The 16,414-nt window shown below is 42.3% G+C and carries 14 protein-coding genes; 2 read left to right on the top strand and 12 right to left on the bottom strand.

All coding sequences use genetic code 11. The features are described from left to right. Positions 1–12 precede the first annotated feature (12 nt). From KS2013_RS08785 to KS2013_RS08805, 5 genes are all read right to left on the bottom strand, one after another. Entirely contained in the window at positions 13–921 is a 909-nt protein-coding gene (locus tag KS2013_RS08785) for a prepilin peptidase (protein WP_068992644.1), read from the bottom strand. Positions 922–945: 24 nt separating this feature from the next. Next, positions 946–2,190, bottom strand: coding sequence for a type II secretion system F family protein (locus KS2013_RS08790; RefSeq protein WP_068992648.1), 1,245 nt, complete (start codon positions 2,188–2,190; stop codon positions 946–948). 126 nt (positions 2,191–2,316) lie between these two features. Continuing rightward, on the bottom strand, positions 2,317–4,029 hold the full coding sequence (gene pilB / locus KS2013_RS08795) for a type IV-A pilus assembly ATPase PilB (protein WP_068992651.1): 1,713 nt from the start codon (positions 4,027–4,029) through the stop codon (positions 2,317–2,319). A 67-nt stretch (positions 4,030–4,096) separates the two neighbouring features. Next, positions 4,097–5,818, bottom strand: a complete 1,722-nt coding sequence (locus KS2013_RS08800; protein ID WP_169816866.1) for a PglL family O-oligosaccharyltransferase — start codon at positions 5,816–5,818, stop codon at positions 4,097–4,099. A gap of 59 nt (positions 5,819–5,877) precedes the next feature. Next, positions 5,878–6,318, bottom strand: coding sequence for a pilin (locus KS2013_RS08805; RefSeq protein WP_068992656.1), 441 nt, complete (start codon positions 6,316–6,318; stop codon positions 5,878–5,880). A gap of 517 nt (positions 6,319–6,835) precedes the next feature. On the opposite strand from KS2013_RS08805, the gene yacG reads away from it, so the two are divergent. Next, a complete protein-coding gene (gene yacG / locus KS2013_RS08810) occupies positions 6,836–7,033 on the top strand; it encodes a DNA gyrase inhibitor YacG (protein ID WP_068992659.1) in 198 nt (65 codons plus the stop codon). Here the strand turns inward: yacG and mutT are convergent. From mutT to KS2013_RS08825, 3 genes are all read right to left on the bottom strand, one after another. Beyond that, on the bottom strand, positions 7,030–7,413 hold the full coding sequence (gene mutT, locus KS2013_RS08815; protein ID WP_068992662.1) for an 8-oxo-dGTP diphosphatase MutT: 384 nt from the start codon (positions 7,411–7,413) through the stop codon (positions 7,030–7,032). The two genes, yacG and mutT, sit on opposite strands and share 4 nt — an antisense overlap. Positions 7,414–7,420: 7 nt before the next feature. Further along, complete coding sequence (gene secA / locus KS2013_RS08820; RefSeq protein WP_068992665.1) at positions 7,421–10,135, bottom strand: preprotein translocase subunit SecA; 2,715 nt, start codon at positions 10,133–10,135, stop codon at positions 7,421–7,423. 278 nt (positions 10,136–10,413) lie between these two features. After that, positions 10,414–11,334: a M23 family metallopeptidase gene (locus tag KS2013_RS08825; protein ID WP_068992669.1), complete on the bottom strand. Its 921-nt coding sequence runs from the start codon at positions 11,332–11,334 to the stop codon at positions 10,414–10,416. Between the two features lie 137 nt (positions 11,335–11,471). On the opposite strand from KS2013_RS08825, the gene KS2013_RS08830 reads away from it, so the two are divergent. Continuing rightward, positions 11,472–11,783 carry a DciA family protein gene (locus tag KS2013_RS08830; RefSeq protein WP_068992671.1) on the top strand — a complete coding sequence of 104 codons (312 nt, stop codon included), beginning with the start codon at positions 11,472–11,474 and terminating at the stop codon, positions 11,781–11,783. A 55-nt stretch (positions 11,784–11,838) separates the two neighbouring features. Here KS2013_RS08830 and lpxC read toward each other — a convergent pair whose 3' ends face one another. The 4 genes from lpxC to KS2013_RS08850 all read right to left on the bottom strand — a co-directional run bounded on the left by lpxC (position 11,839) and on the right by KS2013_RS08850 (position 16,412). Beyond that, the gene (lpxC, locus tag KS2013_RS08835; RefSeq protein ID WP_068992674.1) at positions 11,839–12,753 is read right to left on the bottom strand and encodes a UDP-3-O-acyl-N-acetylglucosamine deacetylase; all 915 of its coding nucleotides are present in this window, start codon (positions 12,751–12,753) and stop codon (positions 11,839–11,841) included. A gap of 346 nt (positions 12,754–13,099) precedes the next feature. Continuing rightward, on the bottom strand, positions 13,100–14,275 hold the full coding sequence (ftsZ, locus tag KS2013_RS08840; RefSeq protein ID WP_211267760.1) for a cell division protein FtsZ: 1,176 nt from the start codon (positions 14,273–14,275) through the stop codon (positions 13,100–13,102). A 120-nt stretch (positions 14,276–14,395) separates the two neighbouring features. Then, a complete protein-coding gene (gene ftsA, locus KS2013_RS08845) occupies positions 14,396–15,622 on the bottom strand; it encodes a cell division protein FtsA (protein ID WP_068992677.1) in 1,227 nt (408 codons plus the stop codon). Between the two features lie 4 nt (positions 15,623–15,626). Beyond that, positions 15,627–16,412, bottom strand: a complete 786-nt coding sequence (locus KS2013_RS08850) for a cell division protein FtsQ/DivIB (RefSeq protein WP_068992679.1) — start codon at positions 16,410–16,412, stop codon at positions 15,627–15,629. Positions 16,413–16,414 lie beyond the last annotated feature (2 nt).

A 16,414-nucleotide genomic window follows, 5' to 3' on the forward strand; every position in this document is an offset into this window, starting at 1 on the left:
GCCGCTTCCAAGCTAAGGAGCAAGTTGACTGAGATAAAACTGGGTTAATGGTTCTCCCCAAATCAGGGTAATCCAACCGGCAATGGCTAAAAATGGACCGAATGGTATGGCATGATCACGGCCTTTTTTGCTGATTATCATTGTTAGGATTCCTAATACCGCACCAGTCACTGTGGATAGGATAATCACCAACGGTAGCATTTTAACTCCTACAAAAGCACCAATTGCCGCAAGTAGCTTAAAGTCACCGTGCCCCATCCCCTCTTTTCCAGTTATCAATTTAAACAACCAATAAATAGACCAAAGAACGAGATAACCGCACAATGCTCCAATTACTGCGGAAGAAAGATTAGGAGCAAAGCTTGATTGTAGTAGCTCTCCAGGAATTACCAAATAAATAGTTAAACCGACCCAGACCAGGGGAAGAGTTAACTGATCCGGCAGTATCTTATGATCATAATCAATAAAGCTACCAATGATCAAAAATGAAGTAAACAGGATTGCGTAGACCGTTAACCAGCTAAATCCAAAGGACCAGGCGCACACTGCAAACGTAAAAGCAGTCAACAATTCGACAAAAGGGTACCTAAATGATATTCGGCTTTTACAGGAACGACATTTGCCACCCAAGAATATCCAGCTAAACACGGGAATATTTTCAAAGGCTGAAATTTTATGACCGCACTTAGGACATTTCGAACGCGGTGTAACTAAATTAAATGTTTCCTTAGTATTATCATCCGGACAGTTAACTTCACAGCCTGCCTCAGTCAATATCTCAGTTGCAGTTCCGCGCCACTCACGGTTCAAAATGGTAGGAAGACGATAAATAACAACATTATAAAAACTACCAAATAACAAACCCAGTACAAAAACAAAACCTGCCAATAAAGGCAGGTTAGAAGATAATAATTCAATCATAATTTTTCTTAATATTAATTGTTTCTAGAATGCATCACCCAGTTTAAAGATTGGTAAGTACATCGCCACAATGATAGTACCTACCAGGCCGCCGATAAATACAATTACGAAAGGTTCGATCAGGGAGCTTAATCCATCAACCGCATCATCAACCTCAGCCTCATATATATCTGCAACTTTCGACAGCATGGTATCCACGGCACCTGACTCTTCACCAATAGCAACCATCTGGTTGACCATATTAGGGAACACACCAGTTGAAGTCATTGCCATATTAATCTGTAAACCACTAGTTACATCATCCTTAATTTTCATAATAGCTTTCTTGTAAACTGTGTTACCAGCAGCACCTGCAGCTGAATCCAAGGCATCAACCAGGGGTACACCAGCGGCAAAAGTTGTGGCTAATGTACGTGCATACCGTGCTACAGCCGCTTTTTGAACTAAGGGTCCAAAAATGGGAACCTTTAACAAGAATCTGTCTTTCGCCTCTCTAAAGGCTTTGGAACGCTTATTAGCTTGGGAGAACCCAACGACTATCGCAATTAGTACTCCAAAGTATATATACCAGTTGGCTTGCATACTCTCAGAAGCGCCTACTACCATGGCTGTAAGTGCCGGCAAATCAGCTCCAGCTCCAGAGAATAAATCTTTAAACATTGGTACAACGTATATTAGCAATACCGCCGTCACCGCAATAGAAACGACGATAACTGCTGTAGGGTACATCATTGCCTTTTTAATTTTTGACTTCAGTGCTTCCGTTTTTTCTTTATAGGTCGCAATACGATCGAGCATTTGCTCCAGTGTGCCCGACTGCTCACCAGCATGAATCAAATCACAAACTAAGTCATCAAAATACTTAGGATGGCTTCTCAATGCTGTTGCAAAGGGACTACCTGATTCAACTTCTTCTTTAATGTTTTGCACCAAGTCTTGGACACTGGCATTCTCATGCCCCTTACCGATAATATCAAAGGACTGTACCAGCGGCACACCCGCTTTCATCATGGTTGCTAATTGACGCAAGAAAACTGCTATATCAACCGGCTTAATTGGTTTTTTACTTGAACCAAAAGAAAATAACTCAGCATTAACGGTTTTCGGGGTAATACCCTGTTTACGAAGCTGCATTTTAACAGCATCAGCACTCTCGGCGGGCATGGAACCGCTTACTTTCTGCCCTTGTTTATTTACTCCTTTGTACTGAAAGTTCTTTAGTTTTTGTTTTTTCGCAGCTGCCCCACGCTTTTTAACTGCTGTCGCCATATTTCTTACCTGCTAGTTCAAATTGAAATTATCGATTCAATAATGTAACGCTTATAGTAACACAATTAGGAATCTACTATATTTCTCAGACTGAGCTACATCGGTGCCTAGCAAGTGACGGTTATATTAATCTTGCGTCACTCGATTAACTTCTTCCAGACTGGTAGCCCCTAATTTAATTTTGTTTAACCCAGCTCTCCGTAAATCAGGAATATTCTCTTTTTTGGCCTGATCTGCGATATCAATCGCGTTTCCACCTTCCATAATTATTCTTCCAGTTGCCTCGGATACTGGCATTACCTGGAATAAACCTACACGACCTTTATAACCTAATGTACACTTATCGCAACCTACAGGTTCGTAAACTGTGAGTTCGTTCAGCTCTTCTTTAGTGAAGCCCTCTTCCAGTAACGCTTCTTCTGGTAATTCAGAAGGTTTCTTACAATGCTCACACAGTCTTCTGGCTAATCGCTGTGCAACAACCAAGTTAACAGTGGTTGCGATATTAAAAGGCGCTACGCCCATATTAACCAAACGAGTTAATGTCTCAGGTGCAGAGTTTGTATGTAGTGTGGAAAGTACTAAGTGACCCGTCTGAGATGCCTTAATAGCAATTTCAGCTGTCTCAAGGTCTCGGATCTCACCCACCAGTACAATATCCGGATCCTGACGTAGAAATGCTCTCAGAGCCGAAGCAAAGGTTAATCCAGCTTTTATGTTAACGTTGACCTGGTTAACACCAGCCAAGTTAATCTCTACCGGGTCCTCAGCTGTCGAAATATTTTTATGCTCATCATTTAAAATATTCACGCCAGTATATAGGGTTACCGTTTTACCCGAACCTGTAGGCCCCGTAACCAAAACCATTCCCTGAGGTTTATTGATAGCAGTCATAAAGTGCTCTTTTTGCTTAGGTTCAAAACCTAACGCATCCACTCCTAACATTGCACTGGAGGGATCAAGAATACGCATTACAATCTTCTCACCAAATAGAGTCGGCAAAGTATTCACACGAAAATCAATAGCTTTGGTTCTTGAAAGCTTTAATTTTACACGGCCATCCTGAGGAACCCGCCTTTCAGAGATATCCAAATTTGATAAAACCTTCAAGCGTGCAGAAATACGTGCTGATAACTGAATAGGAGGGCTTGCAACTTCGTGTAACATACCATCAATACGGAAACGTACACGATACTTCTTTTCATATGGCTCGAAGTGCAAATCGGATGCCCCTTTACGGATAGCATCAACCAGCATTTTCTTAACAAACTTCACTACTGGAGCATCATCTTTTTCAGCTCCTTCATCTACATCGGAAGCTTCACTATCATCAACCGCATCAAGGTCAATGTTATCAAGGTCTGCGTCATCAAAATCAGACAGAGACTCATTCTCTTTCTCTTCAATCAACTTATCTACAAGTGTGTCTAATCTCGAAGGCTCTACGAGTACAGCCTCAATCGAGCAGTTCGTCTGGAATCGAATTTCTTCCAAACTTTTAAGGTTAGTCGCATCGGAAACACCAATGAACAAGCGACTGCCACGTTTAAATAAAGGGATAGCACGATGCTTTCGCATCATGTTCAGGTCAATGATATCTTTTGGTAAGTCTTCGACGTTTAATGCAGAGACATCAAAAAAAGGAGCTCCGAAATTAACTCCCTGTGCCTTTACGGCACTTCTTCCTTCCACCCAGCCAGCATTAACCAGCCAGTCAATAAGCCCAACCTTCTCTTCTTTGGCTCGCTCAATTGCCTCTCTAACTTTATCTTTTTCAATAAGGCCTTCTGCTACCAGCATGTGGGCTAAGCCCGTCAAACCTGTTTCAACTAACGCCATTATATATTCCGGATCATAATTTTATTTAACTTAACTTCCTATATACTTGATTAAAAAGCTTTCCATGTCAATCTGCAACCTTAACCTTTCTCTGCAATTTAAGCCATTCCTCAGCTTCTTTTACTCCCACAAAAAGGTATTGAATTTGTTGTTTTACATTATTTGCTTTCTTTTCATTCCCTAATATTTGATAAGAGTAATAAATATTAAAGTAGTACTGTAGTCTCGGAGATATTTTAATTTGCTTTTCTAACCAAGTTAGATAGTCGCGTATTGGCATTTCTTCACCCTGTTTAACAGCTATGTTAGCTCTATGCCTCAATAAAAGAGCATCATAAGCATCTTTCCATCCAATTTTTACACTAGCCTTACTTAATTGAAGCTCAGAACGATTAAGCGCATTTTCAAATTTGGCAACTTGGTGTAGTGAGTAGCTATTGAGTAAAAGTAACGTTATTGCTACAAACCCAACTACCGAGACAAATACACCAAAAACTTTATTACCCTTACGATTTTGGAGAATTTTAAATTTATAACTCCTAACCTGCCCATTACTTTTTACAAGATAGGAAATGATGAATAAAGTTAATAAAATATGTACACCAGAAATATAAAAAGGCAACTCTACCATTAAGTGCAACCCAATTGGGATCAGCATAGAGAGTATTTTTAAGTTTTTTCTTAGCCCAGCAGACCAAATACTAATCAAAAAGCCTAGGATTATAATTAGCAAACCAAAAATAGATACCACACCGCCTTGCATTCCCCAATATAGTATCTCATTATGTGGATGAGTTAAGTTTTCTGGTCTTTTAATATCGTCAGAACTTACACCTCTCTGATTCAACTTCTTAGCTAAAGTTTCTAAGTAGATTTTTTCAAAACTACCTAGTCCATGCCCAAGAACCGGGGACTCCTTAATTGCAGTAATAGTTGTGCTGTATATTAATTTTCGACTACTAGTATCAGAAATGCCTTTATCATTTCCTGTAAAAATAGTACTTTTAAATGCAACCCCTAACAGAAAGCTGATTACGATAGGTAATAAAGCTTTTGTTAGTATTTTCCTATCGACTGGTATAGCTATACTCATTACAACTACACCTAGAATAAGAGAGTATACCCCGGTTCTAGAAGTTGTTAATACAATTACAAAGCTTCCAATAATAAAAAGGCTAACTATCAAATTATTTATAATTTTACTATTGAGTAAAGAGCCCCCCCGACTGAATATATATATCCCTATTATCAGTCCTGTACTAATAAAACTGGCAAAAACATTTCTCTGATTGAAAGTACCATCTATCATTATTAACTTGTACTCATCAATATTGCCGGTTAACTGCATCATTAGGCTATTAAAAAGTTGTAGAAATCCAATAATTGACTCAACAAGTGCGACGACTACAATTAAAAGCAACAGTTTATCTTTCTTGTTACCCCAGCCCTCAATTTGGAGAAGCGCAAAATAGGCAAGAACACACCCTATTAGAGCAAAGGGTAAGAACGTTATCGTGCTACCGGGTAACTTAGAGGTGTTAATCAAAAAAGGAAATAACGCGAATAAGCAACCAAAAAGAATATAGTGATACCCTTTAGGTAAAACTATTTTCCTTTTTGAAAGTACGTAGAGCAAACCTTTACAGGTTAAAAGTATGATAACAGCCCAAGCCAAGTTGTTACGAATGAAGCCAAGCCCTCCCCCGGTATTGACCTCAGTCCAATCAAAGAACAGTATGGGAATAGTAAAAAAGAGTGTTGCAGTAGTTAGATATTTATTCTTTTTCATTAACTTAACCATAAAAAAAGCGGGCTAAGCCCGCTTCCTACTTGTCTATCTACTCAAGATTAACGACAGTTAGCAGGCTTATACTCTGGAGGAATTGTACCACCACAGGTCCAGCCACTAATTGCAGTACCAGCACCACCTGCGAACTGTGGGGTCAATGTTAAAGTAAGATTATTAACGTCAGTTGCGATATTAGTAGCTTGAACCGAAATAACGCCTGGACCACTACTACCAACAGTTAAGTTCTGTGTGTATTGAGAACCGTCTGTGTTACAACCAGAGTTCGCTGTATCGATAGAAGCAATATTATTACCATTAGAAGCATACGTTTCTGCTACAGACGTTTTACATGCAGCTAGAGTTGCTGCTAACTCAGATACTTTAGAACGCTTGATGTAATCCTGGTAAGCTGGGATAGCTACTGCAGCCAAGATACCTACGATCGCAACAACGATCATCAATTCAATCAGGGTAAAACCCGCTTGTTTTTTAGTTTGCATGAGACTCTCTCCTATCATAATTTGCAAATAAAGTTTTAGAAGTTTATTCTGATCAGTTCATGTAAAGAAACCTTGTGTTCCCTCAGCTTTGTCGTCAAAACATTTAAATTGCACAAGCAAGTAAACATAAACTGACACAAGAACAAACTCTGTAAATCAATATAACTTTCCGATTGGAAGATAGCAACTATCTATTGTAAAAAAATTCGACACATAATTAAAACAATGACTTAAGTCACATTTGTATGCACATCCGCATCGAATCAAGCCCTAATATTGCTAAAAATGCACCCATTTAACGACTTTAGTGACAAAATTTGTCACTTCAAACTTTTCTTATCTCAATTTTTTACAAGTTTAACTAAAGCGAACCTACCCATGACTCTATCTCTTTGTTTTATAATTTTTCACCCTCAAAAACACGGACTTCATCCTTGCTTTATCTCTTTTGGTATCGATTTTTTTGCCATCATCGGTATGATACGCTTTACCTAGTTTTTAGAAATAGGGCTATCCAATGACTCAACCCATGATTGTCAAATGTCCAACGTGTTCTGAGGCTGTTGCCTGGACGAAAAGTAATGACTATAAGCCTTTTTGTAGCAAGCGCTGTAAACTCATCGACCTAGGAGAGTGGGCCAGCGAAAGCCACAAAATTGCAGGCCAGACTTTAGACCCTCATACAGTTAGCGAGCTGGCTAAAGAGCAAGATTAGTTTTGTAATAGCTCTATTATGGATTTATTAGCTTCAGGGAACTCGTAGGAAGAAAGTTTTTCGAGGCGGCACCATTGTAATGGCTGCCCCTCCCTGCCCAGGGGCACTCCCAGGTAATCAGGTACAATACATACATTAAGCTGAACAGCTTTATCAGGATATGTATGCTCTATAACAGTTAAAGGTTTGATTATTGAGGGGACGATATCAAGCTCTTCCTTGCACTCTCGCTTCAGCGCACTTTCCAGTTCTTCCCCAGCTTCAATCTTTCCGCCAGGAAATTCCCATAATCCACCTTGGTGCTGATGGGTGGCCCGCTTGGCGATAAGAACGCGGTCAGCGATAATAACTACCGCGACCGCGACCCTGACTATCTTCATGACTTATTTAAGTAGCTTTTCCGTGGCAGTGTTTATATTTTTTACCTGAACCACAAGGACATGGTTCATTACGACCAACTTTAGGTTGTTCACGAACAAACGTCTCAGCTTGACGTTGAGTATGGCTGGCCTGATCCGCTGGCATTGCAGAAGCTGATTCATGCTGCATATTCATTTGGGAGGCATCCTGCTTAGGACGCTCCATAGCTTCTACTTCTTCAGGCAAACGGAACTTAACTTTTGACAGAACGGTAACTACATCATGCTTTAAGTTATCCAGAAGGCTTGAGAATAACTCAAACGCTTCACGCTTATACTCTTGCTTAGGGTTCTTTTGGGCATAGCTTCTAAGATTGATACTTTGGCGAAGATGATCCATATTCCCAAGATGTTCTTTCCAGTGCATATCCAGATGCTGAAGCATTGCCTGCTTCTCAACCTGTCGCATCATACCTGGTTCAGGTAAAGACGCTTCCTTCTCGTCATAAGCCTTCTGAACTTCTTGGTATATTTTTTCCCGAAGCTCTTCTTCTGCAAACTTATCATCCTCATCCAGCCATTTCTGAACCGGAAGCTCAATTGCGAAATCTTGCTCAAGACGTTGCTCCAGCCCCGGAATATCCCACATTTCTTCGATGGACTGAGGCGGAACATACTGACTAATGACATCCTGAACCACGTCATAACGCATATCTTCTATGGTTTCCTTAATATCATCAGATTCCATTAGCTCATTACGCTGCTCGTAAATAACGCGACGCTGATCGTTGGCGACATCATCGTATTCAAGAAGGTTTTTACGCATATCAAAGTTACGTTGCTCAACTTTACGCTGCGCATTCTCAATAGCCCGAGACACCATCTTATGTTCCAGCGCTTCGCCTTCTTCCCAGCCGAGTCGCTGCATCATCATACCCAGACGATCTGAAGCAAAAATACGCATGAGGTCATCCTCAAGCGATAGGTAAAAACGGCTTAAACCCGGATCACCCTGACGGCCAGAACGGCCACGCAGCTGATTATCAATTCGACGTGACTCATGACGTTCGGTACCGATAATCGCAAGACCACCTGCCTCAAGAACTTGGTCGTGGCGTTTCTGCCACTCTTCTTTGGCTTTCTCAATTTTTTCTTCAGATGGATTTTCACCTAGCGCAGATAAATCCGCTTGGAGATTACCTCCCAGGACAATATCCGTACCACGGCCTGCCATGTTGGTTGCAATGGTTACGGCTCCCGGACGACCTGCCTGCGCGATAATGTCAGCTTCCTTCTCGTGGAACTTAGCATTCAGTACCTGGTGCTTAATCTTAGCTTTTTTAAGCGCGCTTGAAATCAACTCTGACGACTCGATCGATACGGTACCTACAAGGACGGGCTGACCTTTATCCTGAAGTTCTTTGATTTGCTCAATAATCGCTTCGTATTTTTCTTCTTTGCTTAGGTAAATAAGGTCTGGCAAATCCTGACGCTGCATTGGTTTATTGGTCGGTATAACAACAACCTCTAAACCATAAATCATGTGCATTTCAGTAGCTTCCGTATCAGCTGTACCTGTCATACCGGACAGCTTATTGTACAGACGGAAGTAATTCTGGAAGGTAATTGATGCTAATGTCTGGTTCTCATTTTGAATGTTAACGCCTTCTTTGGCTTCAACAGCCTGATGCAGACCATCGGACCAGCGACGACCCGGCATTGTCCGTCCTGTATGCTCGTCAACAATTACGACTTCATTATCTTTTACGACATAGTCCACATCTTTCTTAAATAGGGTATGAGCTCGTAAAGCAGCATTCACATGGTGCAGTAACATAATACTGGCTGGACTATATAAGCTCTGGCCATCTGGCAACAGGCCGCTAGTGCGCAACAACTCTTCAACACGCTCTTGACCTTTTTCAGTTAGATTCGCCTGCTTGCCTTTTTCATCAATTGTATAATCCCCAGTGTCTTCTTCACCCTCTTCAGACTCTTTATCCTGAACCTCCAGCTTTGGGATTAATTGATTAATGGCGCGATACATTTCGGAACTGTCTTCAGCCTGACCTGAAATAATCAAGGGCGTACGGGCCTCATCAATCAAAATTGAGTCGACTTCATCAATTACCGCAAAATTTAATTCCCGCTGGACTCGGTGTTCTTTTTCAAACGCCATATTGTCACGAAGGTAGTCGAAACCATATTCATTGTTGGTTCCGTAAGTAATGTCAGATGAGTAGGCTTCTTGTTTCTGCTCGTGAGTTTGGCCCGAAAGAATAACTCCAACCGTCATACCCAGAAAGTCATAAACAGGAGCCATCCATTCAGCATCGCGTTTCGCCAGATAGTCGTTCACTGTAATAACATGCACACCTTTTCCGGCTAGAGCGTTTAAGTAAACGGGCAGAGTTGCCACAAGAGTTTTACCTTCACCCGTTCGCATCTCAGCGATTTTCCCCTGATGGAGTGTAATACCACCAATCAGCTGCACATCAAAGTGCCTCATGCCAAGGGTACGCTTACTTGCCTCCCTTACCGCTGCAAAAGCTTCTGGCAACAGATCATCCAGACTCTCACCCTTTTCAAGACGCTCCTTGAATTCAGTGGTTTTGCCCTTAATTTCATCATCACTCAAGGACTCAAAGTCTGATTCAAGCTGGTTGACCATGTCCACCAGCTTACTCATACGCTTAATAGTTCGTTGATTTCGACTGCCGAATATTTTGCTAAGGAAACTCATGCTGTTAGTTCTTTTATTTAGTTAAAAGTTGCCACACCTATGATTCCGACTCGCTACAAAGCTCTATTAACCTTGTGGTGACAACTTATGGAATTATCATTAAGCACTCGATTGTACCGATATTCTAGTGGCTGTAAACGACTTAGACGGTTTTTCGAGCGGTATTTTCGACTTATTGGGGCGATTCCTAAAAAATTCAATGTTAAGGCAGGACATTTCCATAGCCCCATTCACAAAAAAAGCCGAGCTTTGAGCTCGGCTTGATAATTTCAATCGGTTTATTGCTTAAGGTATCGCCAAGGGTTTACCCGTTTACCATTTTTAGTTATTTCATAGTGAACGTGTGGGCCCGTAGAACGTCCTGTACTACCAACTTTTGCAATTAACTCGCCTTTTTGTACCAGATCACCCTTTTTTACCAACGCTGCTTTATTATGACCATAGCGTGTGGTGTAACCGTCACCATGACTGATTTCAATGAATATGCCGTAACCGGCTTTTCTTTCCACAGTCGTTACAACACCCGCAGCTGTCGCCACTACATCTGAGCCAGCTAAGGCTGAGAAGTCGATGCCTGCATGCCAAGCTCGCTTGCCGGTAAAAGGATCAGCACGATACCCATAAGGAGAGGACAACCAGCCCGAGTTGACTGGTCGGCCTGAAATTTGCTGTTCTGCGCTAATGTTCTTATCCAGTAATAGAGACTCTAATGCGAACAACTGCTGTTCTTTAGCTTCGATAGAACTCTGAATCGAGTCAAGAGATGAGGCAACGTCATTATATGTAGCCTTATCAGCCGTAACGTCTTCACTTGGACCACCTATGGCAGGTGCTTCACCAAAACCAAATTCATCTTTAATTCCAGCTTCTTCAGCTAACCGAGAGCCTGCAGCATCCAGTCTTAAAATATGGGCCTGCATGGAAGCCAGTCGGCTTGAAAGGGCCTGGACTTTATCTTCGGATAAACGTTTTGCTCTTTCGAGCTCTTGTTTTTGTTGAGAGAGTTCAATTTGCCACTTCTGGATTGCGGACTCGCTGACTAAGTCCTGCTGAAGAGCCCACTTGGTGGAGTAAAAAGTAGCAGCAATAATGCCCAACACGCTGATAACACTCAGCACGCAGGTCACGATCAGTTTTTGCCTTCCTAACTCCACTGCCTTGATTCCTTTCTGATCACTTTTAATAATCGTAATTCGCATAATCAACCAAAAGTCTTTCAAGTCATCTCGATATTCTGCTGATTACTTCAGCAAACAACGTTGTTTAGGATGACAAATTAAACCTCGTCGGCTTACAATAGTAGACCGACCCAAACTTAGCCCAGAAATATGAGCTTATGAAGCGTCCTTCCCGAGCCAAGTCCGTGGCTGACATACTCGACAAGCCCGAAGGCTTGCTTCGTGGGTTGTTGAAGCAATCCAACAACCTACAATCCATCAACGAAAGTGTACAATCTCTCCTTCCTGAAGAGCTGAAAGGCCGTTGCATGGTGTCTGAATATAACCAGACTAGCCTTATCATCACCGCTGAAAGTGCGGTATGGAGTACACGACTTCGCTACTTCTCCTCTGAATTGTTGGCCAAATTAAGAAAAAAAGGCCACTATTCATTAGCTAATATTCAGATAAAAACCAAGCCAAGTCAATGAAAAACGCATCAGCGCAGAAGCTAACCTGCGCTTTTTATTATGTTTTAAATATTAATTAAACTGATAACGCAGGGTTCATAATGTATGAAATTGGTGCAGCTTTAGCGTCTTCATAAGTCGCTAGCTCCCACGTAGACTCATCAGCCATCAAGGTTCTAATTAACTGGTTATTCAGCGCATGCCCTGACTTATAACCAGTAAATGAGCCAATTAGGCTGTGTCCAAGAAGGAACAAGTCACCAATCGCATCCAATATTTTATGCTTTACAAACTCATCGTCATAACGCAGACCGTCTTCATTCAAAACACGGTAATCGTCCATTACGATAGCATTATCTTGACTTCCGCCAAGTGCCAGATTGTTAGCTCGTAAAAACTCAATATCCTTCATAAACCCAAAGGTTCTTGCGCGACTCACTTCTTTCACAAAAGAAGTTGTCGAGAAGTCAATCACTGAAGTTTGACTGCTTTTCTTAAACACCGGGTGATCGAAATCAATGGTAAAAGCAACTTTAAAACCATCAAACGGTTCAAAAGTAGCCTTCTTATCACCATCTTCTACTGTAACTTTCTTTTTAATTTTGATGAATTTCTTTGGCGCATTCTGTTCTGTTACTCCTGCAGATTGCAGCAGGAATACAAATGGACTTGCACTACCATCCATTATAGGAACTTCGGGTGCCGAAACATCAATGTAGGCATTATCCAGGCCTAATCCTGCCATTGCAGACAGTAAATGTTCTACAGTTGATATACGCACTCCATCTTTCACCAGGCAGGTAGAAAGAGTGGTATCACCAACATTCTCAGGTTTAGCATCTATTTCAACAATAGGGTCTAGATCAACGCGTCGGAACACAATCCCTGTATCCACTGGAGCTGGTCGTAGGGTTAAATACACTTTATCTCCAGTGTGTAAACCTACGCCAGTGGCGCGAATGGTTGTTTTCAACGTACGTTGTCTTATCATTCAGTGTTCTCCAACTTCTTGAAAAATCAAGAATTTAGGTGGAAGATAGCAAAATTTTAGCGCATATTACCACAATATTTCTACTGTTTGAACAATTTTTGAACATTAATTGAACAATTGTTTGAATTTTCCTCTTCCAAGAAAATTCTCACAGTATCCCTATTTTCCTGCTACCGCCTTAATCTGCACTGAATGCAGAGCAAGGAGAGCTGAGGAGGCTCGAAGGGATGGCCTCCTTGACTCTTTAACCGTCATAACGGCTTTAAATGTCACTGTATCTGAACATTAAACCTTTAACGTTTAGCACTTCACATCCTGTTTGTATCAAGTAAGTTCAACACCAAGCCTAGTCAGCCTGCTTTCTTAAAAATGCAGGAATATCCAGGAAGTTATCAACATCACTTCCCACTGCTACTTTTTGAGTAGAGTTATCCGTAGACTCATCCACTCCGGCTTGTTTACGTGCTGCAGGTGGAACATCTAGTTTATTAAAGTCCAGCTCACCACTTGGCTTGCGAACTTGTTTCTCTTTGTTATCAGAGACCAGACGCATTCCCGCTTCCTGACCCAGACCAGTTGCCACTACAGTGACACGCATTTCGTCACCCATAGAGTCATCGATTGCAGTACCAACTACTACAATAGCATCCTCGTGAGCAATTTCTTCTATTACCTCACAAACCTCTGAGAATTCATCAATAGTAAACTCTTCATTTGCAGTGACATTTACCAAGATACCTCGAGCTCCTGCCAGATCAACGTCTTCCAATAATGGACTTGCAACCGCCATATCTGCAGCAACTTGAGCTCGCCCCTCACCTGAAGCAATACCAGTACCCATCATCGCCTGACCTTGCTCGGCCATAACGGTACGAACGTCAGCAAAGTCGACGTTAATTAAGCCAGGACAAGTAATCAGCTCAGCTATACCTTGTACTGCGCCATGCAATACTGAATTTGCCGATGCAAATGCTTCTGTTAGGCGTAGTCCCGCAAATTGAGCAACCAACTTGTCGTTAGGAATGATTATTAATGAATCCACAACATTACGTAACTCATCAATACCATTCTCGGCCAGATTCATACGCTTTTTGCGCTCAAACTTAAATGGCTTAGTTACTACCGCTACGGTCAGGATCCCCATTTCTTTCGCAATCTCAGCAATAACTGGTGCCGCTCCAGTACCTGTACCACCGCCCATACCGGCTGTGATAAAGACCATGTCCGACCCTTGTAAGACTTCCATCAGGCGCTCTCGATCTTCCAGTGCTGCCTGCCGACCTACATCAGGATTCGCACCCGCACCCAAACCGCGAGTGATATTTTGACCGATCTGGATGGTTGTTTTTGCACTGGAAGAGTCCAATGCCTGTGCATCCGTATTGGCACAAATGAATTCCACACCATCAATGTTGGCTTTTACCATGTGCTCAACAGCGTTACCGCCGCCGCCACCAACACCAATGACCTTGATTACTGCACTGTTCTGGCAGCTATCTACTAGTTCAAACATATTAGGCATAACTATATCCCCTTCGATTGTTTAGCCAAATTTTTACTTAAGCCTTCTCTAAAATGAGTGTTCATAGCGTTAAGTAATTTCTTCACATTTAATCGCTAATAAACGTCTATCTATCAGCAATTAAAATCCACTAAACCAGCTTTTCATGCGCTCCCAGAGCCCATTAAAACCAGTTACATTTCTTTCACGGTGATGCCCCAGATCCTGTTTACCATAGATCAAGAGGCCAACGCCCGTGGCATAAATAGGATTACGAACCACATCTACCAAACCTTTGATATGTTGTGGCAAACCCTGACGAACTGGCATATGGAATACTTCCTCTGCCAACTCCATCAATCCTTCCATTTTCGAACCGCCACCTGTAATGACCATGCCCGAAGCTATTAAATTCTCAAATCCACTGCGACGAATTTCAGCATGAACCAACTCAAACAGTTCGCTGTAACGCGGCTCAACTACTTCTGCCAGAATCTGACGCGAAACCCGACGTGGCTGACGCTCACCCACCCCAGGAACTTCTATCGTTTCATCCAGATTGGTCAGCTGACGTAAGGCACAGGCGTATTTCACTTTGATATCTTCGGCATGCTGCGTCGGTGTTCTCAATGCCACTGCAATATCGTTAGTTACCTGATCTCCCGCAATAGGTATCACCGCAGTGTGACGAATTGCGCCACCAGTAAATATTGCGATATCAGTAGTTCCCCCGCCGATATCAATCAAACAAACACCGAGCTCTTTTTCATCCTCAGTTAACACCGAGTAGCTCGACGCTAACTGTTCTAAAATTACGTCCTCTGTTTCCAGACCACATCGCGCAACACATTTAGTGATATTTTGTGCGGCACTAACTGCTCCTGTGACCATATGGACTTTTGCCTCAAGTCTAACCCCTGACATGCCTACCGGCTCACGTATACCCTCTTGGTTATCAATAACAAATTCTTGCGGTAATACGTGCATTATTTTTTGGTCAGCCGGAATAGCTACTGCCTTAGCGGCATCAATGACACGGTCTACATCACTCTGTGTTACTTCGTTATCCTTGATGGCAACGATACCGTGCGAATTGAGGCTTTTAATGTGACTACCAGCAATCCCGGTGTAAACTGAGTGGATCTGACAGCCGGCCATCAACTCAGCTTCTTCAACCGCTCGCTGGATGGAAGCAACAGTCGACTCAATATTTACTACCACTCCTTTTTTCAGGCCACGAGAGGGGTGTGAACCGATACCAATGATATCGACTGTGTCGTCGGCCCCGACCTCACCAACGATGGCCACCACTTTGGATGTGCCAATATCGAGCCCTACAATTAACCTTTTCTCTGTTGATTTTGACATAGCCTTATCTACTGCCTCCGTCACTTGTGACTGACGTTTTATTATCTACCCACTGCGCTGCCATACCATTTTGATATCGCAAATCCACATATGCCAATTTGGCATCTTTTTGTTCTTTTACACTATCGATGTACTGTAAAAATCGCTCTATGCGTTCTTCTACGTGTACATTCCCCAGACGTACTGTTAACCCTTCCGCTAGCACTAGATCTATTGCTCCTCGCTGGGTTAATTCCATTTTTTCTATCACCATATTTTTCTGTAACAACTGCTCCTGATACAGTTGCAATAATTCAGTCAGGTCTTTTGCCATATTGTCAGGACCACTCAGCTTTACCCAGTCAGCGTTCGGCAGTTCAACAGGATAAAAAACCTCGCCAAATCGAGAAACAACACCTGAGTCACCCCAGTAAGCCATAGGCTGATGCTCAGTCACTACAACCTGTAGGGTATCAGGCCAGATTTTTCTTAACTGTGCTTTTTTAACCCACGGTAGCTGTAGCAGCTTCTCTTCAGCTAAAGCCATATCCATGGTAAAGAAACCACGGTCCTCTATAGAGCGTAAGACTTCATAAACGCCCAAAGCATGGGTGTACTGTTGCTTACGAAGCTCTACCTTATTAATCGGGAAAACATTGTCAGTATTCAGGCTTACCACCCATATACCTCCGAACACTAACCCGGCTGCAACGAGGGCTCCCCCAAGCAAGCCAACAGCCCATTTCAATGGCTTTATCAAGCCACTAAAAGAACGCTGCTGCTTTTCACTCCGGGTTGCCATCTTAGCCATTA

Origin of the sequence: Kangiella sediminilitoris (assembly GCF_001708405.1) — a bacterium.
Classification (GTDB): Bacteria; Pseudomonadota; Gammaproteobacteria; order Enterobacterales; family Kangiellaceae; genus Kangiella; species Kangiella sediminilitoris.